General features: G+C 61.5%; 20 protein-coding genes. 6 read left to right on the top strand and 14 right to left on the bottom strand.

Annotated features, from left to right (window positions below; translation table 11 throughout):
- Positions 1-50 precede the first annotated feature (50 nt).
- Entirely contained in the window at positions 51-1034 is a 984-nt protein-coding gene (locus tag BHD07_RS22290; protein ID WP_338283109.1) for a DUF1775 domain-containing protein, read from the top strand.
- 24 nt (positions 1035-1058) lie between these two features.
- Here the strand turns inward: BHD07_RS22290 and BHD07_RS22285 are convergent, their stop codons facing one another.
- Together BHD07_RS22285 and BHD07_RS22280 are read right to left on the bottom strand one after the other, a co-directional pair.
- Complete coding sequence (locus BHD07_RS22285; protein ID WP_338283108.1) at positions 1059-1424, bottom strand: hypothetical protein; 366 nt, start codon at positions 1422-1424, stop codon at positions 1059-1061.
- 953 nt (positions 1425-2377) lie between these two features.
- The gene (locus tag BHD07_RS22280; protein WP_338283107.1) at positions 2378-2536 is read right to left on the bottom strand and encodes a hypothetical protein; all 159 of its coding nucleotides are present in this window, start codon (positions 2534-2536) and stop codon (positions 2378-2380) included.
- Between the two features lie 187 nt (positions 2537-2723).
- On the opposite strand from BHD07_RS22280, the gene BHD07_RS22275 reads away from it, so the two are divergent.
- Complete coding sequence (locus BHD07_RS22275; protein ID WP_338283106.1) at positions 2724-3362, top strand: glutathione S-transferase family protein; 639 nt, start codon at positions 2724-2726, stop codon at positions 3360-3362.
- A gap of 222 nt (positions 3363-3584) precedes the next feature.
- Here the strand turns inward: BHD07_RS22275 and BHD07_RS22270 are convergent, their stop codons facing one another.
- From BHD07_RS22270 to uvrA, 3 genes are all read right to left on the bottom strand, one after another.
- On the bottom strand, positions 3585-7376 hold the full coding sequence (locus tag BHD07_RS22270) for a vitamin B12-dependent ribonucleotide reductase (protein ID WP_338283105.1): 3792 nt from the start codon (positions 7374-7376) through the stop codon (positions 3585-3587).
- Positions 7377-8049: 673 nt separating this feature from the next.
- The gene (locus tag BHD07_RS22265; RefSeq protein WP_338283104.1) at positions 8050-8853 is read right to left on the bottom strand and encodes a DUF72 domain-containing protein; all 804 of its coding nucleotides are present in this window, start codon (positions 8851-8853) and stop codon (positions 8050-8052) included.
- A 99-nt stretch (positions 8854-8952) separates the two neighbouring features.
- Positions 8953-11874, bottom strand: coding sequence for an excinuclease ABC subunit UvrA (gene uvrA, locus BHD07_RS22260; RefSeq protein ID WP_100674013.1), 2922 nt, complete (start codon positions 11872-11874; stop codon positions 8953-8955).
- A 286-nt stretch (positions 11875-12160) separates the two neighbouring features.
- Between uvrA and BHD07_RS22255 the strand changes: the two genes are divergently transcribed.
- On the top strand, positions 12161-12688 hold the full coding sequence (locus tag BHD07_RS22255; RefSeq protein WP_338283102.1) for a single-stranded DNA-binding protein: 528 nt from the start codon (positions 12161-12163) through the stop codon (positions 12686-12688).
- Between the two features lie 66 nt (positions 12689-12754).
- Here the strand turns inward: BHD07_RS22255 and BHD07_RS22250 are convergent, their stop codons facing one another.
- Positions 12755-13384 carry a MarC family protein gene (locus tag BHD07_RS22250; RefSeq protein WP_100674011.1) on the bottom strand — a complete coding sequence of 210 codons (630 nt, stop codon included), beginning with the start codon at positions 13382-13384 and terminating at the stop codon, positions 12755-12757.
- Positions 13385-13670: 286 nt separating this feature from the next.
- Between BHD07_RS22250 and gyrA the strand changes: the two genes are divergently transcribed.
- Positions 13671-16466 (top strand): DNA gyrase subunit A, encoded by a 2796-nt coding sequence (gene gyrA / locus BHD07_RS22245; RefSeq protein WP_324763353.1) that lies wholly within the window; start codon positions 13671-13673, stop codon positions 16464-16466.
- A 67-nt stretch (positions 16467-16533) separates the two neighbouring features.
- On the opposite strand, the gene BHD07_RS22240 is transcribed toward gyrA, so the two are convergent.
- Positions 16534-17427, bottom strand: coding sequence for a LysR family transcriptional regulator (locus BHD07_RS22240; protein ID WP_338283101.1), 894 nt, complete (start codon positions 17425-17427; stop codon positions 16534-16536).
- Positions 17428-17517: 90 nt separating this feature from the next.
- On the opposite strand from BHD07_RS22240, the gene BHD07_RS22235 reads away from it, so the two are divergent.
- Entirely contained in the window at positions 17518-18558 is a 1041-nt protein-coding gene (locus BHD07_RS22235; protein WP_338283100.1) for an NAD(P)H-binding protein, read from the top strand.
- On the opposite strand, the gene BHD07_RS22230 is transcribed toward BHD07_RS22235, so the two are convergent.
- The 7 genes from BHD07_RS22230 to trxB all read right to left on the bottom strand — a co-directional run bounded on the left by BHD07_RS22230 (position 18548) and on the right by trxB (position 25249).
- Entirely contained in the window at positions 18548-19561 is a 1014-nt protein-coding gene (locus BHD07_RS22230) for a lytic transglycosylase domain-containing protein (protein ID WP_338283099.1), read from the bottom strand. The genes BHD07_RS22235 and BHD07_RS22230 overlap by 11 nt on opposite strands.
- Before the next feature lie 46 nt (positions 19562-19607).
- Complete coding sequence (locus tag BHD07_RS22225; RefSeq protein WP_338283098.1) at positions 19608-20117, bottom strand: GNAT family N-acetyltransferase; 510 nt, start codon at positions 20115-20117, stop codon at positions 19608-19610.
- Between the two features lie 58 nt (positions 20118-20175).
- Positions 20176-20970: an aminoglycoside phosphotransferase family protein gene (locus BHD07_RS22220; protein WP_338283146.1), complete on the bottom strand. Its 795-nt coding sequence runs from the start codon at positions 20968-20970 to the stop codon at positions 20176-20178.
- A 70-nt stretch (positions 20971-21040) separates the two neighbouring features.
- Entirely contained in the window at positions 21041-22162 is a 1122-nt protein-coding gene (locus BHD07_RS22215; protein ID WP_338283097.1) for an alkene reductase, read from the bottom strand.
- Between the two features lie 48 nt (positions 22163-22210).
- Positions 22211-22501, bottom strand: coding sequence for an ArsR/SmtB family transcription factor (locus tag BHD07_RS22210; protein WP_003529553.1), 291 nt, complete (start codon positions 22499-22501; stop codon positions 22211-22213).
- 643 nt (positions 22502-23144) lie between these two features.
- Positions 23145-24041: a LysR family transcriptional regulator VtlR gene (locus BHD07_RS22205; protein ID WP_003529555.1), complete on the bottom strand. Its 897-nt coding sequence runs from the start codon at positions 24039-24041 to the stop codon at positions 23145-23147.
- 233 nt (positions 24042-24274) lie between these two features.
- Positions 24275-25249 carry a thioredoxin-disulfide reductase gene (gene trxB / locus BHD07_RS22200; RefSeq protein ID WP_324763358.1) on the bottom strand — a complete coding sequence of 325 codons (975 nt, stop codon included), beginning with the start codon at positions 25247-25249 and terminating at the stop codon, positions 24275-24277.
- A 433-nt stretch (positions 25250-25682) separates the two neighbouring features.
- Here trxB and BHD07_RS22195 point away from each other — a divergent pair, with 433 nt between their 5' ends.
- Positions 25683-26153, top strand: a complete 471-nt coding sequence (locus BHD07_RS22195; protein WP_003529557.1) for an Lrp/AsnC family transcriptional regulator — start codon at positions 25683-25685, stop codon at positions 26151-26153.
- The last annotated feature ends 2 nt before the right edge of the window (positions 26154-26155 follow it).

The raw sequence follows: 26155 nt of genomic DNA, 5'->3' as shown, positions 1-26155 counted from the left end.
GCATTGACCCACGAAGGCCGCGTTCCGGCACGTGGTTCGGAGATTACGACATGAACGAGATCAGACTTTCCTTGCTTGCCACCGGCCTCACAGTTGCCGTGGCCGGTCCCGCCCATGCCCATGCGACATTCGAGACGGATAGCGCGCCGGCCGAAACGACCGTCAACGCCACCCTTCAGGTGCCGCATGGCTGCGACGGCAAGGCGACGACCGAAGTACGGGTGCAGTTGCCGGAGGGGTTCGTCTTTGCCAAGCCCCAGCCGAAGCCCGGCTGGGAGCTGGAGATCATCAAGGGCGACTACCGGAAGACCTATGACGATCACGGCACCAAGGTTTCCTCCGGTCCGCTGGAAATCCGCTGGAAAGGCGGCAACCTTCCCGACGAACATTACGACACCTTCGTCATGCGCGGGAAACTCGCGGGTTTCGACAAGGAGACCGTGCTTACCTTTCCGACGACGCAGCTTTGCGGCGCCGACGGCAAGGTGGTCTGGGATCAGGTGGCGGCGGAGGGCCAGGACGCCCATTCCCTCGAGCATCCGGCGCCCACGATCACCGTCACCATGGTGACGGGCGGCGATGAGCACTCCGCTCACGCGGGGCATCATCAATCCGCGGCCGAAGCGGTCAAGGTCGGCGACCTCGAGATCTCGGGCGGAGCCGTGAAGGCCATGCTGCCCGGTGCCAAGGTCGGCGGCGGCGGCTTCGTGGTCAGGAACGACGGCAGTGCCGACGACCGCCTGCTTGCGGTCGAGAGCCCGGCCGCGGGCCGGGTCGAACTTCACGAGATGACGATGGAGAACGACGTCATGAAAATGCGCAAGCTCGAGGACGGCATCGCCGTTCCCGCCGGTCAGGCGGTCGAGCTGAAGAACGGCAGCCTGCATCTCATGTTCATGGAGGTGAAGAAGCCCTTTGCCGAGGGCGACATGGTGCCGGTGACGCTTACCTTCGAGAAGGCCGGTGAGGTCGACTATGTCCTGCCGGTCGGCACGGCGGCGGGCAGCGCTCATTCCGGGCATAGCCATCAATAGCTGCCGGCGTGATCCTTGATCGGTTCAGGTTCCCTGAATGAACCGGTCGAGCATGTCGGTGAGCGCAACTTGCTCCGGTTCGTCGCCGGCAGGTCCATCTTCCTGCCGGCGATCTTCTTCGCGGCCGTCTTCGTCCTCGGCGTTTTCGAGATAGCGGCGAAGCGTTTCGGCCTGTGTCTGTTGCGGCAGACGGCGCTCTGCGCAGATCAGCATGAGGTGCAGCGGCAGCGCGTTTCTGATCTTCGGGACCGCCGCCTGCTCTTGGCCGCGCGCGGAAAGCAGTGTGATTGCCTCGTCGACAGGTCCATCGCCACGCAGGCGTGTGGGCGGCTTCAATGCGTCCGCCGCATAGGCCGCCGTCGTCGCGGAGATGGTAACGACCTGGGTCATCCTGTCAGTCCTCAGGCACGATAATCCTTTCCTGTGCCAGACTGCGATTGCGAGCAGGTGAAATCGGGTGATCGAATTTTAAGAAAATCGTAACGATTCGAGGGCTGCGGGCTGAACGTTGCGCAATTTTGTGTACCGTCGGTTGAACGGTATGTACAATCGCAGCCGTAACCGAGAGCCGGCGCCGCTTCTGCGCCGGCAAGAAATTTAGTTCATAAAAGTCATATTGAAGAACCTCACTCACGAAAGGACGTAAATCCATGCGCGCGATCGTATTGTTGTTGGCGATCTTTGCTCTCAGCGCGTGCTCGCAAACGGGAAGGCCCAGCGCCGAACGGTATTATGCGGGGGAAGGCCAATACTATACCGGCGTCGTACCCCCGACGCCTTTCTGAAGCATGTCGCCCAGCCCCATAGCGGCTTTAAGGACGACAGCATGAAGCGAAGCCCGAAACGCGGCGCACGAACTCGTTTCAGTCGCGTAGGAAGAGGGCTGTCGCGGTGCGCCTCACGAGAAGCGCCCGCGGCGCATGTGCCAACTTCGGCCGGCAACTGGTCGCAGAAGTTGCAGATCGACAGGTTTGGAATTGATCCGGCGCGAATGGCAGAATATCAATGGCCGTCAAACTGTTAGGAAAGGTATGGGGGCCTATGCGCAAGATCGTGTTGTTGCTCGCACTCGCCACGCTGGCGGCGTGCTCGCACACCGGGGACCGGGTGGTCGGCGGTGACGGGGATTACTATCATGGTCTAATCCCGCCGAGGTGATCGCCTCCGAGATCATCGTCGCCTCTGCGTGGCCAAATCCAATGCGACCCAAGCGGCGGCGGCTCGCAACGGCAAAACGGAGGCGCTGCGACTGTGCCGCCTCCGTCAGGGGAACCGGTTTATCCACACCTTGAAAACATAGGCGGCTGCGAAATTCCGCGAGCTTCCTTGGCCGGTCCAGGTGCTTAATAGCCTACGCGAACACCGCCGGAGCTCGCGGCGCTGAAATTGGGAACCGGATTCGGTCCGTACCATTGAGCATAGGTCGTGTTGTTTCCGCCGGTGCTGGTGCACCCCGACAGGACGGCAAGCGCCAATAGGGCGGTCAAATATTTAAGGGACATGAACTCTCCGATTCTGCTTCGTCAGACGCGCATAAATTGCGGTATCCCGAGGCGGCAGTCCATCGCTTTCACATTGACTCCTTTGCTTTTTCCTTCGTGAGACGAACGCTGCCCGCGTCTCGTCGCATCGATGCCGCGAAAGCCGGCTACATCTTAGGACGACATATTCATGCAAGGGGAGGATGCAATGACGGAAAGACCGCGCCTGTTCGGAGCGGACTACAGTGTCTACGTGCGGATCGTGCGGCTGGTGCTGGCCGAGAAGGAGATCGGCTACGAACTCGTCCCCGTCGACATCTTCGCTGCCGAGGGGCCGCCAGCGCACTACCTCGAGCGACATCCCTTCGGCCGCATTCCCGCCTTCGACCATGCAGGCTTCAGGCTTTATGAGACCGGCGCGATAGCGCGCTATGTCGACGAGGTATTCGACGGGAGGCAGCTTCAGCCCCTCGATCCACGGGAACGCGCCCGCTGCAACCAGATCGTCAGCATCGCGGACAACTACGCCTATCCCGCTTTGGTCTGGGGGATCTACGTCGAGCGCGTCTCAAAGCCGGCAAGCGGCGCAGTTGCCGACGAAGCGGTATTCGCTGCAGCGCTGCCGAAAGCAAGGACCTGCCTGAAGGCGTTGTCCGATCTCATGGGGGCGTCGCCATGGCTCGCAGGCGAGACCATGTCGCTCGCCGACCTCTATGCCGCCCCGATATTCGATTATTTCCTCAGGGCGCGGGAGGGGCAGGAGATGCTCCGGGAACAGGAGAATCTGGCGGCGTGGTGGGCGCGGATCTCGGTGAGGCGCTCGATGGAGGAGACGCGGCCCGCATAGTCCGAGTTTCCTCTTCCGGGAAGCCCACGGATAGAACAGCTCAATGCCGAACGATCATATTTCGAACGACGCATAGGACTATTCTCAGCCGCTGCGACTTTCAAAATCCCCCTGCAGAACAGCGATATGGCCGCTTCCAGGGAGGCGGCCATATCTGTTACTGCGTCATTTCAGTGGGAGTGCGTCGTAACCAATGGCTGATTACAACTTCCGCCGCCTATCTCAGCTGCACCCGCTCGTGGCGCCGCATGTGTCACACTTCTCGCACGTGCCGTTTCGCACCATCGTGAAGTTCTGGCACTCGGAGCACATGTTGCCGGTATAGCCCTGCATGATCGAGCGGGCGCGGCGTTCGGCTTCGACCTTCTTTGCCTCGGACTTTGCCGCAGCGGCCTCTGCCGCGGCCTTGTCGGAGAAGAGGGCAGTCACCTCCTGTTCCGCTTCTTCGGCAATCTCCTCGGCGAGTTCGACGGCCCGTTCCTCGTAATCGCGCTTGAAGGCGACGACTTCGGAGGTGGCGGCGGCGATTGCCGGCTCCAGCTTGCGCACGGCATTGCCGGAGATCGAGGTGACGGAAGCGCCGGCCGAGGCGCGGGCCGGGGCGGCCGTCGAAGCCCCCTTCGGTTCGGAGCGCTCGCCCGTGCCGCCGACGATGGACGGCTTGTAGCCGCGGGTCCAGCCGGTGGAGACGAGGTTGGTCTTTCCTTCCTGAATGCCGCGGCCGAGCGCGGTGTTGCTGAAGTCGGAGGTGTCGACATGAGCAAGGTCGTGGCGGCCGAGATAGGAAACGGCAAGCTCACGGAAGACATAGTCGAGGATCGACGTTGCGTTCTTGATCGCGTCGTTGCCCTGGACCATGCCGGCCGGCTCGAACTTGGTGAAGGTGAAGGCCTCCACATATTCTTCGAGCGGCACGCCATATTGCAGGCCGAGCGAGATGGCGATGGCGAAGTTGTTCATCATCGCCCGGAAGGCCGCACCTTCCTTGTGCATGTCGATGAAGATCTCGCCGAGGCGCCCATCACCGAATTCGCCGGTGCGCAGATACACCTTGTGGCCGCCGACGATCGCCTTCTGGGTATAGCCCTGGCGACGGTTCGGCAGTTTCTCGCGGGCGCGCACTACCTTCTCGATGACGCGCTCGATGATCTTCTCGGTGACGGCGACCGCCTGGGCGGCTGCCGGCGCCTGCATCAGCTCTTCGATCGCGTCCTCGTCTTCCTCATCCTCGATCAGCGAGGCGTTCAGCGGCTGCGAGAGCTTGGAACCGTCGCGGTAGAGCGCATTCGCCTTCAGCGCGAGCTTCCAGGAGAGCATGTAGGCGTTCTTGCAATCCTCGACGGTCGCCTCGTTCGGCATGTTGATCGTCTTGGAGATTGCACCCGAAATGAAGGGCTGGGCGGCCGCCATCATGCGGATATGGCTTTCGACCGAGAGGTAGCGCTTGCCGATCTTGCCGCAGGGATTGGCGCAATCGAAGACCGGCAGGTGCTCTGCTTTCAGGAACGGTGCCCCTTCGAGCGTCATCGCGCCGCAGACATGGATGTTGGCGGCTTCGATGTCCTTTCTGGAGAAGCCCAGATGCTCGAGCAGGTTGAAGTCCATTGAGGCAAGCTGCTCGTCGCTGACCTTCAGCGTCGCCTTGAGGAAATCGGCGCCGAGCGTCCACTGGTTGAAGACGAACTTGATGTCGAAGGCAGCTTTAAGCGCCGCATTGACGGCTTCGATCTTCTCGTCGGTGAAGCCCTTGGCCTTCAACGTCGTCGGGTTGATGGCGGGCGCCTGGTTGAGGTTGCCGTGGCCGACGGCATAAGCCTCCATCTCGGCGATCTGGCTTTCCGAGTAGCCGAGCGTGCGCAACGCCTCGGGAACCGCACGGTTGATGATCTTGAAGTAGCCGCCGCCGGCGAGCTTCTTGAATTTCACCAGGGCGAAATCGGGCTCGATCCCGGTCGTGTCGCAATCCATTACGAGCCCGATCGTACCGGTCGGCGCGATCACGGTGGCCTGAGCGTTGCGGTAGCCGTGCTTCTCGCCGAACTCGACCGCCTTGTCCCAGGCGCTCTTGGCATGGGCGATCAGGTCCTGGTCTGGGCAATCGCCGTGGACGAGCGCGACCGGGTTGACGGACAGGCCCTCATAACCGGCGGTCTCGCCGTGAGCCGCGCGGCGGTGATTGCGCATGACGCGCAGCATGTTGTCGCGGTTGGGCGCAAAGCCGGGGAAGGGGCCGAGCTTTGCGGAGATCTCGGCCGAGGTGGCATAGGCGACGCCGGTCATGATCGCGGTCAGCGCGCCGGCGATGGCGCGGCCCTCGGGGGAGTCATAGGGAATGCCTGACGACATCAGCAGGCCGCCGATATTCGCATAGCCGAGGCCGAGCGTGCGGTATTCGTAGGAGAGCTCGGCGATCTCGCGGGACGGGAACTGCGCCATCATCACCGAGACTTCGAGAACGACCGTCCAAAGACGGACGGCATGCTCGTAGTCGCCGATATTGATCCGCTTGGTCGCGGCATCCTTGAACTGCATCAGGTTGAGCGAGGCGAGATTGCAAGCCGTGTCGTCGAGGAACATGTATTCCGAGCACGGGTTCGATGCGCGGATCGGGCCTGCAGCCGGGCAGGTGTGCCAGTCGTTCATCGTCGTGTTGAAGTGCAGGCCCGGATCGGCCGAGGCCCACGCGGCGTGGGAGATCGACTCCCAGAGATCGCGCGCCTTCAGGGTCTTCATGACGCGGCCGTCCTTGCGGGCGGTCAGGTGCCAATCGCCATCCGCCTCCACGGCGCGCAGGAAGTCGTCCTTGATCGAGACCGAGTTGTTGGAATTCTGGCCGGAAACCGTGAGATAGGCCTCCGAATCCCAATCCGTGTCATAGGTCTTGAACTGGATGTCCTTATAACCCTGACGCGCGAACTGAATGACGCGTTTGACATAATTCTCCGGAACCAGCGCCTGCTTGGCGGCGCGGATCTCGCGCTTCAGCGCCGGGTTCTGCTTGGGATCGAAGCAGGCATCGTCGCTGCCGTCGCAATTGATGCAGGCCTTCATGATCGCCTTCAGGTGCTTGGCGACGATCTTCGAGCCGGTGACGAGGGCGGCGACCTTCTGCTCTTCCTTGACCTTCCAGTTGATATATTCCTCGATGTCGGGATGGTCGATATCGACGACGACCATCTTGGCGGCGCGGCGCGTCGTGCCGCCCGACTTGATGGCGCCCGCGGCGCGGTCGCCGATCTTCAGGAAGCTCATGAGGCCGGAGGACTTGCCGCCGCCCGAGAGCCTTTCGCCTTCGGCGCGCAGATGCGAGAAGTTCGAGCCGGTACCGGAGCCGTATTTGAAGAGGCGCGCCTCGCGCACCCAGAGATCCATGATGCCGCCCTCGTTGACGAGGTCGTCCGCGACCGACTGAATGAAGCAGGCGTGCGGCTGCGGGTGTTCGTAGGCAGACTTGGACTTCGTCAGCTTGCCGGTGAAGGGATCGACGTAGAAGTGGCCCTGGCCGGGGCCGTCGATGCCATAGGCCCAGTGGAGGCCGGTGTTGAACCATTGCGGCGAGTTCGGAGCAACGCGCTGGGTGGCGAGCATGTAGGCGAGCTCGTCACGGAAGGCGCCGGCGTCCTCTTCCGTGTCGAAATAGCCGCCCTTCCAGCCCCAATAGGCCCAGGTGCCGGCCAGGCGATCGAAAACCTGGCGGGCATCGGTTTCGGAACCGTACTGCTCTTCCTTCGGCAGCGCCTTCAGCGCGTCGGCGTCCGGAACCGAGCGCCAGAGGAAGGACGGCACGTCGTTTTCCTCGACGCGCTTCAGTTTTGCCGGCACGCCGGCCTTGCGGAAATATTTCTGGGCGAGAATATCGGCGGCGACCTGCGAGAACTGCGCTGGCACGTCGATATCCGCAAGGCGGAAGACCACGGACCCGTCCGGGTTCTTGATCTCACTCGTCGCCTTGCGGAACTCAATCTCGGCATAGGCGGATTGCCCTGCCTTTGTGAAACGACGCTCGATCTTCATTGTCCCGTCCTTTGTTGCCATGCGCTAAAGCGCAGTTAACCTCGCCCGGCCGCGATGGATCTCGCAGCCAGCCTGAAAATTTCTGTCGATGTGAGGAAACCCAGCTCCTGGGTAACCCTGTATCTTGTGATGATGCTGGCTGCAAACACTAAATATAGTATTAACAGGCTCTTTACGCCAGCTCGAAATGCCGCTTTGGCGACCCAAATTTCGCGCAAAATTCCGCCACTGCAGCCGCTCGGGCTCATTCGCCCGGGCCGCATGTCGGAACCGACGATTTGGGGGTGTGAACCGGCCTCTGAACTTCCCGGTCCGCCGCCGTCGCAACGTGAAATCCATTAACCGTGAATCGCCTCGGGGCGTCAAGGGGTGGTTTGTGACGGAAGTTTGGGCGCTATATCTTGTGTGGGTCGACTGTGGAAAACGGGGACATCGATCAATCCGTTGAAAAACAGGGACTTCCACCGCTTGCCTGCGAAGATGAGCTAGCGGCAGGCCGAAATTCAAATTTTTATGGATGAAAAAGCGGGTAAAAGACGTGGCCCAGCGCTACTCGCGATTGCGAATCAGGTGGGTGTGTGAAGCGGCCCGTTTGGTGATTCGGATGCGATGATCTTGCTGCCCCCTGGCCTGCCAGAGGGGCTCAACAAGAAGACCTCGGCGATGGCCACGCCTAGGCCACGCGTTTCTGCAGTTCCCTGGCGCCGTTCGGCGCATTGACCTTGCCTGAGGAGATGAAGAAGGCAAAGACGTCGCGAGGTGCCGTCTCGGGCTTGCGTTCCGACGCAGCTTTCTCCAGGTCGTCCGGCTCACCGCCGGCGGCAAAGGTCTTCAGCCGCTCGGCCCAGCGATCGAGATCCTTCGGCGGATAGCAGGTCTTCACCTCGTCGCTGCCCTTCTGCAGCCGTGCATAGACGAAATCACTCGTGACATCGGCGATCATCGGGTAGTCCGCATGCTCGGCAAGAACGACGGCCACCTTGTATTTTTCAATGAGCTTGACGAAGTCCGGAACCTGGAAGCTGGGGTTGCGGACCTCGACCACGTGGCGGAGCTTAAGGCCGTCCTGCTTTTCCGGCAGGAGCTTCAAGAATCCCTCGAAATCCTCCGCGTCGAATTTCTTGGTCGGCGCGAACTGCCAGAGGATGGGACCGAGGCGGTCGCCGAGCTCCGTCAGTCCTTGGGTCAGGAACCGCTCCATGGATTCACCGGCTTCGGACAGGACCCTGCGATTGGTCACGAAGCGGCTCGCCTTCAGCGAGAAAATGAAGCCGTCGGGAACCTCCGACCCCCACTTGGCGAAAGTTGCCGGCTTCTGTGAGCTGTAATAGGTGCCGTTGACCTCGATCGTCCGCAATTCCTTGCCCGCGAATTCGAGTTGCCGCTTCTTCGGAAGATCGTCCGGATAGAAGGTGCCTTCCCAGGGTTCGAAGTTCCATCCGCCGATGCCGATACGGATTTGTCCCGAATTTGCCATCCACTTCCTCCTCGATGCTCACTCAGACGCGCAAAACCGCTGTAGCCGGGGCGAATCAGAGACGCCACCCGATTTCACGAGGCGTCCGGCCCGGCCACATCACTCCGCCGCAACCACCTTTTTCACTGGCCGGCGCTCCAGAAGCTCCTTCAGGAACTGGCCGGTATAGGAGCGCTGCTCCTTCACGACCTCTTCCGGCGTCCCCTGCGCAATGACCTCGCCGCCGCCGTCGCCGCCTTCCGGGCCGAAGTCGATGATCCAGTCGGCCGTCTTGATGACTTCGAGATTGTGCTCGATGACCACTACGGAGTTACCCTGATTGACCAGCTCATGCAGAACTTCAAGAAGCTTGGCTACGTCGTGGAAATGCAAGCCTGTTGTCGGCTCGTCGAGAATATAGAGCGTGCGCCCGGTTGAGCGTTTCGACAGCTCCTTGGCGAGCTTGACGCGCTGGGCTTCGCCGCCCGAAAGCGTGTTCGCCTGCTGGCCGATCTTGATATAGCCGAGGCCCACCTGGTTCAGTGTCACCAGCTTGTCGCGCACCGCCGGAACGGCCGCGAAGAACTCGACGCCTTCCTCCACCGTCATGTCGAGCACATCGGCGATCGACTTTCCCTTGAAGTGAACGTCCAGCGTCTCGCGATTGTAGCGCTTGCCGTGACAGACGTCGCAGGTGACGTAGACATCCGGCAGGAAGTGCATCTCGATCTTGATGACGCCGTCACCCTGACAGGCCTCGCAGCGGCCGCCCTTGACGTTGAAGGAGAAGCGGCCCGGCTGGTAGCCGCGCGCCTTTGCTTCCGGCAGCCCGGCGAACCAGTCGCGAATGGGCGTGAAGGCTCCGGTATAGGTCGCCGGGTTGGAGCGCGGCGTGCGGCCGATCGGCGACTGGTCGATGTCGATCACCTTGTCGATATGCTCGAAGCCGTCGATCCGGTCGTGTTCGGCCGGATTTTCGCGCGCGCCCATGACGCGGCGGGCGGCAGCCTTGTAGAGCGTCTCAATCAGGAAGGTGGACTTGCCCCCGCCCGATACCCCGGTGACGGCGGTGAAGACACCGAGCGGGATCGATGCGGTCACGTTCTTCAGATTGTTGGCGCGCGCGCCGACGACGGTGACTTCCTTCTTCTTCTTCGGTTTGCGCCGTTCGCCGGGCACGGCAACGGAAAGCTCGCCGGAGAGATATTTCCCGGTCAGCGATTTCGGATTGGACATGATATCGGAAGGGGTCCCTTCCGCAATGACCTCGCCACCGTGAATGCCGGCCGCCGGGCCGATGTCGACGACGTAATCGGCCGTCAGGATCGCATCCTCATCATGCTCCACGACAATGACCGTGTTGCCGATGTCGCGCAGATGCCTCAGCGTATCCAGGAGGCGGGCATTGTCGCGCTGGTGAAGGCCGATCGAGGGCTCGTCGAGAACATAGAGAACGCCCGTCAACCCTGAGCCGATCTGCGACGCGAGCCGGATGCGCTGGCTTTCTCCGCCCGAAAGCGTGCCGGAATTGCGCGAAAGGCTCAGATATTCGAGGCCGACGTCGTTCAGGAAGCGCAGGCGCTCGCGGATCTCCTTGAGGATGCGCACGGCGATCTCGTTCTGCTTCGTGCTGAGATGCTCGGGCAAGACCTCGAACCAGTCGCGTGCGGCGCGAATAGACATATCGGAAACCTCGCCGATATGCAGCGCGTGGATCTTGACGGCAAGCGCTTCCGGCTTCAGCCGGTAACCGGCACAGGCGGGGCAGGGCGCCGCCGACATATAGCGCTCGATCTCCTCGCGCGCCCAGGCGCTGTCGGTCTCTTTCCAGCGGCGTTCGAGATTCGGCACGATGCCCTCGAAGGTTTTCGTCGTGTTGTAGGATCGGGCGCCGTCCTGATAGTGGAAGGTGATCTTGTCCTTCGTGCCGTGGAGAATCGCGTCCTGTGCTTCCTCGGAAAGCTCGCTCCAGCGACTGCCGAGCTTGAAGCCGAAAACCGTGCCGAGGGCCTCGAGCGTCTGGTTGTAGTAGGGCGAGGTGGATTTCGCCCAGGGTGCGATGGCGCCGTCCCTGAGGGTGCGGTTCGGCTCCGGAACGATCAGCGCCTCGTCGATCTTCTGCTGGCTGCCCAGCCCGTCGCAGGTCGTGCAGGCTCCGAAGGGATTGTTGAAGGAGAAAAGCCGCGGCTCGATCTCGGGAATGGTGAAACCCGAGACGGGACAGGCGAACTTCTCGGAAAACAGCACCCGCTCATGCGTTTCGTTCAGCGACTTGTTGGCCGAGCCGCCGGCGGAGGTCTCTTCCGGAGGCAGGGGGCGGTCGGCGAATTCGGCGATCGCCAAGCCGTCGGCGAGCGTAAGGCAGGTTTCGATACTGTCGGCGAGACGGGTTCCGATATCGGGCCGCACCACGACACGGTCGACGACCACGTCGATGTCGTGTTTGTATTTCTTGTCGAGCGCCGGCACGTCGGCAATCTCGTAAAATTGCCCGTCTACCTTGACGCGCTGGAAGCCCTTCTTCATCAGCTCGGCGAGTTCTTTTCTGTACTCGCCCTTGCGCCCGCGCACGAGCGGGGCCAGCATATAGAGGCGCGTTCCCTCGCCGAACTCCAGCACCCGGTCGACCATCTGGCTGACGGTCTGGCTTTCGATCGGCAGGCCCGTGGCGGGAGAATAGGGCACGCCGACGCGCGCGAAGAGCAGGCGCAGATAGTCGTAGATCTCGGTAACGGTTCCGACAGTCGAACGCGGGTTGCGCGACGTGGTCTTCTGCTCGATCGAGATCGCCGGCGAGAGCCCGTCGATCTGATCGACGTCGGGCTTCTGCATCATTTCGAGGAATTGGCGCGCATAGGCCGACAGGCTCTCGACATAGCGCCGCTGGCCCTCGGCGTAGATCGTGTCGAAGGCAAGCGAGGATTTCCCGGAGCCCGAAAGGCCGGTCATCACGATCAGCTTGTTGCGCGGCAGATCAAGGTCGATGCCCTTGAGATTGTGCTCGCGAGCGCCGCGAATGGAGATGGTCTTGAGTTCGCTCATCGGAAGGCCAGCTTTGTATGTCGGTTGAAAGCCCCCTATGTAATGACGGCCGCGCCCATGTCGAGGCGCAATCGGCAAAAGAGGCGGTGCAATTGCGATTCGGTTGACAGGATCATAGAGGAATACTAGAACAAAAAAAGAACAAACTCTGCCATATCCACGCCAAATCAGCTGTGGATTATGCGCGATACGGGGCGTATCGGCGGCGGCGGGCCGCTAAGGTGTTCGCACATGAGACATTGGAGAGCCGGCCGAGCGGTCCGGCGGCAGAAACGGGAAAAGCGATATGGCTGGTAGCGTCAACAAGGTGATCTTGATCGGAAACGTCGGGGCCGACCCGGAAATCCGGCGCACGCAGGACGGCCGGCCGATCGCCAACCTCAGAATTGCCACCTCCGAGACCTGGCGCGACCGCAATTCGGGCGAGCGCCGCGAGAAGACGGAGTGGCACACGGTCGTCGTCTTCAACGAAGGCCTCTGCAAGGTCGTCGAACAATATGTGAAGAAAGGCGCCAAGCTCTACATCGAAGGCCAGCTGCAGACGCGCAAGTGGCAGGATCAGACCGGCAATGACCGCTATTCGACCGAGGTCGTCCTTCAGGGCTTCAACTCGACCCTGACGATGCTCGACGGTCGCGGAGGCGAGGGCGGCGGCGCAGGCCGCGGCGGCAGCGACTACGGCGGTGGCGGCGGCTACGATGAATACGATCAGTCGCGGCCCTCCTCGGGCGGCGCCCGGTCCGGCGGTCAATCGAACCAGCCGAACCAGGGCGGCAACTTCTCGCGCGATCTCGACGACGACATTCCGTTCTGATCGACTGCTCCAGCCAGCCCGAGACCCATCCGGCCCGCTTCGTTGCGGGCCGTTCTCGTTATGCCTTCAGACCTGAAACGCCGAGCGCACGCCGTCCACGACGAATTGAACGGCGAGTGCGGCAAGGATGACGCCGAGGAGGCGGGTAAGGATCGCCCGGCCGGTGACGCCCAGGAACCGATCGATGCGCTCGGCGATCACCAGCGCCAGGAACAATATGGCCATCGATGCGGCGATGACGACGATGAGCTGCACCCGATCCAATGCCGAGGGAAAGGAGCTGCCGAGAAGGATGGTTGCCGAGATCGCTCCCGGCCCGGCAATCAGCGGCAGTGCGAGAGGGAAGACCGCGATATTGTGAAGGTGGTCCTTCGTGATCGCCGTCTCTCCGGCCTTTTCCTTTCGCTCCTGGCGTTTTTCGAAAATCATCTCGAAAGCGATCCAGAAGAGCAGCATGCCGCCGGCGATCCGGAAGGCGCCGATCGAGATGCCGAGCAGACCGAGGATGCCGTCGCCAAAAAGCGCAAAGGCGGCGAGGATGAAAAAAGCGATGAGCGAGCCGCGGGTCGCGACCTGGAAGCGCTGCTGCCGGCTCAAGCCGACGGTCAGGCTCAGGAAGATCGGCGCAAGGCCGGGCGGATCAAGCGTGACGAGCAGCGTCGTCAGCGCATTGACCAAGAGATCGACATCGAACATCCGTATCCCCTTCCGGATTTCTACCCCGGCTATTCCCGGTGGTGCGACCCGCATTGTTAGGCAAGCGACGCGAGCTTGGAAAGTGCGGGTAGCCAAGTGCAACGCAATGGCTTAAACCAGCGCCATCCCCGAGGCGCGCAGCTTTCCTTGCGAGCTCCTTTCCTTGCCCTAGAAAAGCCTGTTCCTGCGGCAAAAGACTGTTCAAAACACCGGCCGAAAATTGGCGCTCCGAGCCGCATTCGGCTATAAAAAACCGATTGATTCTGAACAAAGATCGTGATCGCCATTGACTGAGCAAAGCACCCCCGGCGGCGGAAAAAATCCGCCAGGCATCGAGCCGATTTCCATCATCGAGGAAATGCAGCGGTCGTATCTCGATTACGCCATGAGCGTGATCGTGTCGCGCGCGCTTCCCGACGTGCGCGACGGTCTCAAACCCGTTCATCGCCGCATCCTCTACGGGATGAGCGAGCTCGGCATCGACTGGAACAAGAAATACGTAAAATGCGCCCGCGTCACCGGTGACGTGATGGGTAAATACCATCCGCACGGCAACATGGCGATTTACGATGCGCTCGCACGCATGGCGCAGGATTGGTCTCTGCGGCTGCCGCTGATCGACGGCCAGGGCAACTTCGGCTCCGTCGACGGCGATCCGCCGGCGGCAGAGCGTTATACCGAGTGCCGGCTTCAGAAGGCGGCGCATTCGCTGCTGGACGATCTCGACAAGGACACGGTCGATTTCCGCGACAACTACGACGGCACCCTGCACGAGCCCGTCGTCGTCCCGGCAAAGTTCCCGAACCTGCTCGTCAACGGGGCCGGCGGCATCGCCGTCGGCATGGCGACCAATATCCCACCTCATAACCTCGTAGAGGTGATCGACGGCTGTATCGCCCTGATCGACAATCCCGCGATCGAACTGCCGGAGCTGATGCAGATCATTCCGGGGCCGGATTTCCCGACCGGGGCGCTGATCCTCGGCCGTTCGGGAATCCGTCAGGCCTACGAGACCGGCCGCGGCTCCGTCATCATGCGCGGGCGTGCCCATATCGAGCCGATGCGCGGCGATCGCGAGCAGATCATCATCACCGAGATCCCCTATCAGGTGAACAAGGCGACGATGATAGAGAAGATGGCCGAACTCGTCCGCGAGAAGCGGATCGAGGGCATTTCCGATCTTCGCGACGAATCCGACCGCCAGGGCTATCGCGTCGTCATCGAACTGAAGCGCGACGCCAACGCCGAAGTCATTCTCAACCAGCTTTACCGCTACACGCCGTTGCAGACCTCCTTCGGCTGCAACATGGTGGCGCTGAACGGCGGCAAGCCGGAGCAGATGACGCTGCTCGATATGCTGCGCGCCTTCGTCTCCTTCCGCGAGGATGTCGTCAGCCGGCGCACGAAATACCTGCTGCGCAAGGCGCGCGAGCGGGCGCATGTGCTGGTCGGTCTCGCGATCGCGGTCGCGAATATCGACGAGGTGATCAAGCTCATCCGCCAGGCGCCGGATCCGCAGACCGCGCGCGAACAGCTGATGGAACGCCGCTGGCCGGCGCACGACGTCGATGCGCTGATCCGGCTGATCGACGACCCGCGTCACCGGATCAATGACGACGCTACGTATAACCTGTCCGAAGAACAGGCTCGCGCGATCCTCGATCTGCGCCTGCAGCGTCTGACCGCGCTCGGCCGCGACGAGATCGGCGACGAGCTCAACAAGATCGGCGAGGAGATCAAGGACTACCTCGACATCCTGTCGTCCCGTCTCCGTATCATGCAGATCGTCAAGAACGAACTTGCCGCAGTCCGCGACGAGTTCGGCACGCCGCGCCGAACCGAGATTGCCGACGGCGGTCCGGACATGGACGACGAGGACCTGATCGCGCAGGAGGACATGGTGGTGACCGTGTCCCATCTCGGCTACATCAAGCGTGTGCCGCTGACGACCTATCGGGCGCAGCGCCGCGGCGGCAAGGGCCGCTCGGGCATGGCCACGCGCGACGAGGATTTCGTTACCAGGCTGTTCGTCGCCAATACGCACACGCCGGTTCTGTTCTTCTCCTCCCGCGGCATCGTCTATAAGGAGAAGGTCTGGCGCCTTCCGATCGGCACGCCGCAGTCGCGCGGAAAGGCGCTGATCAACATGCTGCCGCTGGAACCCGGCGAGCGCATCACCACGATCATGCCGCTTCCCGAGGACGAGACGACCTGGGAAAACCTCGACGTCATGTTCTCGACGACCCGCGGCACGGTCCGTCGCAACAAGCTCTCAGACTTCGTCCAGGTCAACCGCAACGGCAAGATCGCGATGAAGCTCGAAGAGGAGGGCGACGAAATCCTCTCGGTCGACACCTGCACCGAGTTCGACGACGTGGTGCTCACGACAGCCCTCGGCCAGTGCATCCGCTTCCCCGTTGCCGATGTCCGCGTCTTTGCGGGCCGCAACTCGATCGGCGTTCGCGGCATTTCGCTCGGTGACGGCGACCGGATCATCTCGATGGCCATCGTCGCTCACGTCGAAGCCGAGCCGTGGGAGCGTGCCGCTTATCTGAAACGGTCGGCCGCGGAGCGTCGCGCCTTGACCGGTGAAGAAGAGGAAATCGTGCTTGTCGGCGAGGAGGTCACCAATGGCGGCGAACTCACCAATGAGCGCTACGAGGAACTGAAGGCGCGCGAGCAATTCATCCTGACGGTCTCGGTGAAAGGCTTCGGCAAGCGTTCCTCGTCCTACGACTTCCGCACTTCAGGCCGCGGCGGCAAGGGCATTCGCGCCACCGATACCTCGAAGACGGCGGAAATCGGCGAACTCGTCGCCGCCTTCCCGATCGAGCACAACGACCAGATCATGCTCGTTTCCGATGGAGGTCAGCTCATCCGGGTTCCGGTGGAAGGCATTCGCCTGGCGAGCCGCGCCACCAAGGGCGTGACCATTTTCTCCACCGCCAAGGACGAGAAGGTCGTTTCGGTCGAGCGGATCAGTGAGCCGGATGGCGACGAGGAGATCGAAGCCGTAGGTGCCGAAGGCGTCATGGCCGAACCGGAGCTGCCGCCGGACACCACGTCGACACCGGACGAGTGATCGAAGCGCAGGAATAAGTTCAGGCCCGCCGCTTTCCAGCGGCGGGTCTCTTTTTTTGGGAATCGATTTATTGGCGCAGGTAGTCGAGAAGCCCGCGGGCAAGGGCATCGAAAACCACGCGGCAACGTGGCGTCGCACGGAGATTTTCGTGCATTACGAGCCAGGTCTCGAGCTTCAGTTCAAAGGCATCCGTCAGCACGTGCATGAGATCCGAGTCGCGGGCGGCAAGGGCGTTTTGGCAAATGCCGATGCCGAAACCGGCGCGGATCGCCGCGAGTTGAGCAAGGTTGCTATCGGATTTGAAAGCGAAGCGCCCGATCGGCAAGTCCGGTGCTCTTCCTATGATCGAGCGGATCGCCGGCGTTTCCCGGTCATAGCCAATCACGCTGTGGCGGGAGAGATCCTCAAGCGTCTGCGGTATCCCACGGCGCTCCAGATAGGAGCGATGCGCATGGAAACCGAGCGGAACCGCACCGATATGGCGCGCAACCAATGCCTCCTGGGCCGGCGCGACCATGCGCACAGCGATATCCGCCTCCTGGCGAAGCAAGTCTTCGACGACATCCGACGCGGAAAGTTCGACGGAGAGGTCCGGGTAGTCCCTGTGCAATTCGGCGAGGATCGGGGGCAGGACTTCAACGCCGATGACCTCACTGGCGCTGATACGGACCGTTCCGCCGATCGCACCGTGTTGTCCTGATGCGGCACGCAACAGGGCTGCAGCTGTCGCTGCCAGGGTCTCGGCATAGGGCCGCAACTCCAGCGCGGCGTCGGTCGGCATCAATCCGTGCGGCGAACGCGTGAAGAGCGGAAACCCCACGGACGTCTCCAAGGCATCTATGTGCCGGCCAACGGTCGGCTGGGTCAGGCCGAGCTGGCGCGCCGCGGCCGATAGCGAGCGCTCGCGCAACACCATGAGAAAGGTGCGGTAGAAGTCCCAACTCGGCTCAATGAGGTTCATGCATTTCAGTATAGCGGAAAGACCTATTTAGACAATTCCGTTTAGCCGAATGATGGCCGATGCTCCGTTCGTCAAGCGATGGAGAGAATGATGAGCGCGACGAAAGAGAATACAGGAACGGTCCTGGTGCTGGGTGCAACAGGCGGAATCGGTGGCGCCGTGGCGCAAAACCTGAATGCGCGTGGGTGGAAAGTCCGCGCGCTGCACCGCAACGCTGCGAAGGTATCCGCAGAAATGCCGGCCCTCGAGTGGATTCAAGGCGACGCGATGAACGCGGAGGATGTTCGTGCCGCGGCAGAGGGAGTGGGGTTCATCGTTCATGCGGTCAATCCGCCCGGTTACCGCGATTGGGAACGCCTGGTGCTGCCGATGCTCGACAACACCATAGGTGCAGCCGGACAGGCTGCCGCCCGCATCGTGTTACCGGGCACGATGTATAACTTCGGTCCCGACGCTTTCCCAATTCTTCGTGAGGATTCACCGCAGCGGCCACTGACGAAAAAGGGAGCGATTCGCAAGGAAATGGAGGCCCGGCTGAAAGCTGCCTCTGAGGAAGGCACCGGCGTCATCATCCTCCGGGCGGGGGATTTCTTCGGGCCGAATGCTGGGAACAACTGGTTCTCGCAAGGGCTGGTGAAGCCTGGAAAACCGCTGACGACGGTAACTTATCCCGGCGCGAAAGGGGTCGCTCACCAATGGGCCTATTTGCCGGACATGGCGGAGACGATGGCACGCCTGATCGAGCGTGCGGAAACCCTCCCGCCCTTCGCCGTCTACCATATGCGCGGACACTTCGACGATGAAGGCACCAGAATGATCGCCGCGATCAGACGTGCGGCGGACAGGCCGCACCTAAGGGTTCGGTCCTTTCCGTGGTGGCTCGTCACGCTGGCGTCGCCCGTCGTCCCTTTCTTTCGGGAAGTTAAGGAGATGCGCTACCTGTGGCGGAAGCCGCTTGAAATGCGCAACGATCGCCTTGTCGCGCTGCTGGGTGAAGAGCCGCATACGCCGATCGACCAAGCCGTTGCAACGACGCTTGCGTCTCTTGATTGCCTGCGCAGTGAAACGAGCAACAATTTCCCCGCCGGGCATAGCGGCAACGCGCTGGGGCGTGCATCCGTCAGTTCTTGAACACGACGCAGACGCCACCGCTCTTGCGGATGGCGGCGCAAAGCTGGTCTGCCTCGGCGCGTGTCTGCCGGCCGATGCGGGCAGCGTAGCGGCGCCTGGACCCGAAGCTGGCATTGCGCTCCCGCACCAGAACTGCCTTTTCGCTGTTGATCGGAGCGGGCAATCTTTTCACGGCATTCAGGAACAGCCGCTGCGCCATGGATTTCTGATAGTGGGCCGAAAGCTGAACGCCCCAGGGCGCCCAGACGGCTTCATCGGCGATAACCAGCTCGCGCAAGCGCCGCGTATTGGCAAGCGCGACGCAGCCATCGAGGAAGCTTTTGTTCTTGTCGAGTTCGATGTTGAGCGACTTCGGTGGGTTGTCGCGCCAGTCTTCGACCGAATAGGCGGTGATCGCCAGCACGTAATCCCGCGTTTCATAGGGTAGACGGTCCTTTTCCAGGAAGCGCTCCAGGCCTGCTTCGCCGGCATTGTAGGCCGCCGCCGCAAAACCGAGATTGCCGTACCGGGACTTGAGCTCCCTCAGATATTCGGCGGATTTGCCGAGCGCCGCCACCGCGTTGAAGCTGTCCGAGAGGCCGCGCAGCTTTGCCGTCGCGGGCATGAACTGGGCAATTCCTTCTGCGCCCTTGGGGCTGATGGCGTCCGGCTGGAAAAGACTTTCGCGCCAGATCAGACGGGCGAAGAAAGCGGCGGGCAGATCGTTCGCCTTGGCATAATGTTCGATGATGCCGCAGACGTCGCGGGCGAAATTGTCGGGGCTGATGCAGAGACGGAGGAAGGGGTTTGCCGTGGACACCCCCGAGTAGAGGCACTTCCGCGGCGGAGCCGGCGCGTCGGTGCGTGCCTCCGCAGCCCCGGAGTGGGCGGAGACAAAACACATGACCACGGACAACACGGCCGCGGCGACGCGTGCCAGACGTCCCTTCAGGGTGCTCCGGATAAAGCTTGTGCCTGCCTTTTCGTACGCGACCATGCGGCCCTCGGCGACCAACGAGTGCATATAGATAGCATCTTCGTTGCGGACGAGAAATCGGGCTGCAAAGCTTTCAGTCCGGAGAACCGGTGCGAAGGATCAGTTGCATGAAGATGAGGTCGAGCCATCGGCCGAATTTCGTGCCGACCTCCTTCATATGGCCGGCCTCACGAAAACCGAGTTGCTCATGGAGACGGATCGACGGCAGGTTTGCCGACTCTATCCCCGCGACCATCACGTGCTTGCCAAGTGCTTCGGCACGATCGATGAGCGCGAGCATAAGCGCCCGGCCTATGCCGCCGCCGCGCTGGTCCGTCCGCACATAGACCGAGTGCTCCACCGTGTGCCGGTATCCGTCGAAGGCGCGCCACTCGCCGAAGGAGGCGTAGCCGACGACCTCGCCGTCAGGGGAAAGGGCGGCAAGCACCGGAAAGCCGGCAGCGTTGCGTGCTTTCAGCCAGGTTTTCCGGTTGGCGACGTCGACAAGGGTCTCGTTCCAGATCGCCGTCGTGTTCGCCACAGCGTCGTTGTAGATCGCGCATATCGCCGGAAGATCGGTTTCTGCGGCATCTCTGATTTCCATACTCTTCCTCCGGGTCCAGCGGACTTGTCGGCTCAACAGCCGAGTTTCTCCCCGTCCACTAGCCGCTCAGCTCCGCGGCTGCAATCGCGGCCACTGCCAAAGTGCTTTCCGGGCTTTCTCCGTCGCCAAGGAACCAGGCCGCCGACAGGCCGGCATAGGCGACGATCCACCGAAGGAGCCTCTTCGGCTCCAGCCGCGCCTCATGGGCGACGATTGCAAGCTGTCCGGATAGCCGCCCCGGAGCGGTTACGACGGGAAGCTCCGGATTGCAGAAGAGATTGGCGTAATCGAAACCGCGATCGCCATAGAGGCCCTTGGGATCTATGGCGAGCCAGCCCCGGGCATCGAAGTCGAGAATGTTGCCGTGGTGAATGTCTCCGTGCAGGACGACCGGGACTTCGGGCGCGGATAGGAGATGGTGGGCAGCGTCTGCACAGGTCCTGAGAATACCGCCATGGGCGCGGGCTGCAGGGTCCAGCGCCTGGAACCAGCGCTCGAGCGGTGCGAGACCCGCCGGCGTGGAGGGCCGTGGTGCATGCAGCGCGGCAACGGTGCGGCAGACGATCCGGGTGGCGTCGTCGTCGCTGCCGGTCATCGCCATATGAAAAAGCGATCGGCGGCTCTCCGACCGTTCGAGGAGGATGGCGCTTTCGGTTGCGGCGTAGACCCGGGCGACGCCGTGGCCATCCCACCATCGCATCAACTGCCCACCAAATCTTTCCTCCGGCTCGTCTGCCACCTTGAGCATCGCCGGCACGCCGCGCCAGCGAACGGGCAGGAGATGGCTCGTCCGCGTGAGGATAGGGTCGCCTGCGGGCTCTAGAGACCATTCATCGATGAAGGACGTGAACATCGGGGCAGCATAATCGATTCGCTGCGCAAGGAGCCCGCGCATTGGGCGGGGCTCCTTGGTCTTTATCGATTCAGGCGACGTTTTCGAGCGATGGGTAATCCGTATAACCCTTGGCGCCGCCGCCATAGAAGGTCGCCTGGTCCGGCGCATTCAGGGGCACGTTGTCTCTCAAACGACGAACGAGATCCGGATTGGCGATGAAGGGTTTGCCGAAAGCAACCAGATCGGCTTCGCCGTTTTCGACCGTCTTCAGCGCCAGATCGCGATCGTAACCGTTGTTCGTCATCCAGGCCGCCCTGCCGCCGGCGGCTGCGTAGGCGGCACGGAGGCTTGTGTAGTCGAAGGGCCGGTCACCCTGCTGATGGTCGCGCGCCCCGCCGGTAGCGCCCTCGATCACGTGCACATAGGCGAGCGGATAGCGGGCCAGGCCCTCGACGACATAGGTGAAGAGCGGCTGCGGATCCGGATCGAAGGCGTCGTTGGCGGGGGTCACGGGAGAGATGCGGATCCCGACCCGACCAGCGCCGATCTCCTTGGTAACGGCATCGACCACCTCGAAGAGGAAGCGGGCGCGGTTCTCGATCGAGCCGCCGTAGGCGTCCGTGCGCTGATTGGACCCGGAGCGCAGGAACTGGTCGATCAGATAGCCGTTGGCAGCATGGATCTCGACGCCGTCGAAACCGGCTTCGATCGCGGCCCGAGAAGCTTTGCGGTAATGCTCGACGATGCCGCCGATCTCCGCCAGTTCGAGCGCCCTCGGTTCGGAGGTTTCGGCAAAGCTGCCGGTCCCATCGGGATTGACGAGATAGGTCTTCGATTTGGCGCGGATAGCGGAAGGGGCGACCGGTTTGCCGCCCTGCGGCTGGAGCGAATCGTGGGATATCCGCCCGACATGCCACATCTGCACGACGATCTTGCCACCGGCTTTGTGAACCGAATCCGTGACCTTGCGCCAGCCGGCGAGGGCCTCCGGTTTGTAAAGGCCCGGCACGTCGGCATAGCCCTGGCCCTGGTGGCTTATCGCCGTCGCTTCGGTGATCAGCAGGCCGGCGGATGCGCGCTGCTCGTAATAGGCGACGTTCAGATCATTGGGCACGGCCTGGGGTGAACGGTTCCGGGTCAGAGGTGCCATCACCACGCGGTTGCTGAGGCTGATATCGCCGATCGTGATCGGGTCGAAGAGAGAGGCCATGGATTGTCCTTTCCATTGCGGTTGAGACTTGGGAGGAAGTTGGGGAAATCAGAGATCGCCGATGGTCTTCAGAAACGCTGCGATGGTCTCCTCATTGCGCCGATAGAAGACCCACTGGCCGACGCGGCGGGTCGTCACCAGACCGGCGCGCTGCAGCACGGCGAGATGAGATGAAACCGTCGACTGCGACAGGCCGCATCTTTCGAACTGCCCTGCGCAGACGCCCATGTCGAGCGGATGCTCCTGGCCGGAGAAATGCGCCTGCGGCTCCTTCAACCAGGTCAGAATCTCCATGCGCGTCGGATGCGCCAGTGCTTTGAGAATTTCGTCTCTATCCATCGTATTTCGATGTATTTAGTTTCTTCGATATATATATCGCTAAAATTCGATACAGGAAGTCACAACGTCGTGAATACCGGGCCCAAATGACCTGTGAATGCCGGGCAAAACGCGGGCAAAAAAAGAGGGCCACAAGAAACTTGGGCCCTTTCAGTTGTGAAGGTTTCAAACCTCCAGAGGGGAACAGCTGCTGCAGCGGCTGGGGAGGAGAAAGCCGCTAGATGCACCAGCTGAAAGAGATATGGGGAGGGCCGTAGCCGCTTTCAATAGCCGTTCCCAAGATTTTCGCAACTGAAGGCTGTGGGCCTCCCGCAGGCAAAAAAAGAGGGCCACAAGAAAACTTGGGCCCTTGTAGTTGTGAAGGTAATTAAAACCTCCAGAGGGGAACAGCTGCTGCGGTGGCACTGGGAGGAGAAGCCACCAAAGATGCATCAGCTGAGTGTGGTATGCTGCTTTTTTGGGCTGTCGGCAATCATTTAATATGCATGACAGCCATGCCGTTTGCGCATCGCTGCTCATTTTTGCAGCGCACAAGGACGCGGTTCGCGAGGAGCGCCGCTCTCATATGAAAAAAGTCTAGCATTAACAAAGGCTTACGCAAGAGACTGGCAATTGCTCACAAATCGGGCAATTGAACGGAACGTCAAAAGTTCCAGTTTCTCGCTTTAGCGACGATGTAATCGCGGAAGACTTTCAGCTTCGCGGCGTTCTTCAATTCGTCCGGATAGCAGAAATAGGTATCGAAAGAGGGGATGTCGGCGCTTATCGGCAGTTGAATGAGACCGGGATCGCGGCCGACGATATAGTCCGGAAGCATGGCGATGCCGATGCCGAGCAGGCAGGCGCGCTTGATCGATGTCTGGCTGTTGATCTGCAGATGCGAAATGCGCGGATTGTCGGAATCGCGTCCGGCAATCTCCAGCCAGTTCACGTCGAGCAGATAGTTGGGGGCGGGCTCGCCGAAGGTGATGATCCGGTGATTGTCGAGATCGTCAAGCGACTGCGGCTCGCCATATTTGTTGATGTAGGACGGCGCGGCATAGACATGCATGTGCACTGTGAAGAGCTTGCGCTGGATCAGATCCGACTGTTGCGGTTGCCGCAGCCTGATGGCGCAGTCCGCATGACGCATGTTCACGTCCAGTTCCTCGTTGTCGAGGATGAGCTGTACCTGGATTTCCGGATACAAGGACATGAATTCCTGGATCTTGTCGGTCAGCCACCCCTGGCCGAGGCCGACCGTGGTCGTGATCCGCAACTTGCCGCTTGGCTTGTCCGTCGTCTCGCTAAGCTGCGCCTTGACGCTTTCGAGCTTCATCAGCACGTCGTGCGCGGTGCGATAGAGCATTTCGCCCTGTTCGGTGAGGATCAGGCCGCGGGCGTGCCGATGAAAGAGCTTGATACCGACATCCTGCTCGAGCGAACTGACCTGCCGGCTGATCGCCGACTGCGAAAGGTGGAGTTTGTCTGCCGCGTGCGTGAACGAGCCAGCCTCGGCCGCCGCATGGAAAATGCGCAGTTTGTCCCAGTCCAGCGACATAGAATCCCCCATAAAGGCTCAGCCGGAAAAGCTTGCCACTTTTCTCCGGAGACGACCGATGCATCTGTTCCCTAGATCACGATAATCTTAGTCGGATCGACCTAAGATCATGAACGTGATCGATTCTAATAAGTTGAGACGCGGGATACGGCGGAAAACCGCACGCACTTTTCCTCATCCCGCGCTCGCAGAGCCGCGCCCCCGATCCCGGCGCGCGCCCTGTTTAGCAGCTTCTATTCGGCTGCAATTGCGACGGGCATATGACCCGCCAGGTATTTCTCCGCTTCGAGCGCAGCCATGCAACCCATGCCGGCGGCAGTAACCGCCTGCCGATAGATGTCGTCGGTCACGTCGCCTGCGGCGAAGACGCCCGGGACGTCCGTCGCGGTGGAATCCGGCGCAGTCCAGAGATACCCGTTCGGCTTCTGGCGAAGTTTGCCCTTGAAGAGCTCGACCGCAGGCGCATGACCGATCGCGACGAAAACGCCGTCGATGGACATGTCGGATGTTTCCCCGGTCTTGGTGTTGCGAAGCTTCACGCCGTTGACCGAGGCCGGCATCGGCGGCTTTGCAGGCGTCCCGAGATATTCCAGAACCTCGTGGTCCCAAATCACCTTGACGTTCGGCTTTGCGAAAAGGCGCTCCTGCAGGATCTTTTCCGCGCGAAAAGCATCCCGGCGGTGAACGACGGTGACGGTCTTCGCCAGATTGGAGAGATAAAGTGCTTCCTCCACCGCGGAGTTGCCACCGCCGACGACGATGACATCCTTGTTGCGATAAAAGAACCCGTCGCAGGTGGCACAGGCGGAAACGCCGAATCCCATGAAGGTCGGCTCGGTTTCGATGCCGAGCCATTTCGCCTTGGCGCCGGTGGCGATGATCAAAGCGTCCGCCGTCCAATCCGTGCCGCTATCCGTCTTGAGGCGGAAGGGGCGGACGGACAGGTCGACGTCGGTTACGAGGTCGTTGACGATTTCGGTGCCGACGTGGATCGCCTGATTCAGCATCTGCTCCATCATCCAGGGTCCCTGGACCGGATCGGCATAGCCCGGATAGTTCTCCACATCCGTGGTGATCATCAGCTGGCCGCCCTGTTCCATACCGGCGATGAGGACCGGCGAAAGCATGGCTCGCGCCGTATAGATGGCCGCGGTATAACCGGCAGGGCCGGAACCGATAATCAACACTTTCGTGTGGCGCGCAGTCATGCTTTTGTCCTTCGTCCGCCGGAGAGAGCAGGGAGCGTCCTCCGGTGCAATCCGCCAATGCAAATATTGCCTTACTTTAGGTATTCACAGCGCGCACTTTCAAGGGCGCGTCCTCTGATACACACAAGTGGTTGCGTGGTCAGCGTCGATTTGACACCAGATCGGGCATATTTGCATCGGTTTTGACCCGCAGCACCGCCATAACACGCTCCAGCGCCCGGGCGCACAAGGTTTTTGTGCATGCACCTGCAAGCGCTCTCGTATCGGCATTCGGTTACGTGCTACCCAAGCACGGAGACAGCCCGGGGGCAGCCGCCGCCAGGCGCCCTTTGGTGCGGACGGATAGGCGCTGCGGTTACGGCCTGTGGTGCAGTTGATCGGCGGATAAAACGGGGCCTTCCCCGCAAGGCCGGCAGGATTGGGGATTTGGGCAATGGTCGTACGCGTCGAGCTCGATGCCATCGATATGAAGATACTGCGCGAACTGCAGGACGACGGCCGAATCACGAATGTGGAACTGGCCGAGAGGGTGGGGATCTCGGCGCCTCCGTGCCTGCGCCGCGTGCGCAAGCTCGAGGAGGCCGGCGTCATCAGAGGCTATCGTGCGCTTCTGAACGCGTCCGCGCTGGGATACGACCTCGTCGCCTTCTGCATGGTCGGCCTCAAGCACCAGTCCGATGCCAATCTGAAGGCGTTTGCCGCCCGCACCGCCTCGTGGCCGCTTGTTCGCGAGGCCTGGATGGTCTCCGGGGAATCGGACTTTCTGCTGCAGTGCGTGGCCGAAAACCTTGCGAGCTTTCAGGATTTCGTTATTGAAGAACTGACCGCCACCGAGAATGTCGACACGGTGCGGACGATGCTGACGATCCGTCAAGTGAAGGACGCATGTCAGGTAGAAATCTGATG

The organism is Sinorhizobium sp. KGO-5, from assembly GCF_036245905.1.
In the GTDB taxonomy this organism is placed as follows: domain Bacteria; phylum Pseudomonadota; class Alphaproteobacteria; order Rhizobiales; family Rhizobiaceae; genus Sinorhizobium; species Sinorhizobium meliloti_A.
Note: the sequence above shows the minus strand (reverse complement) of the source record. Positions and strands in the feature narration are given on the sequence as shown.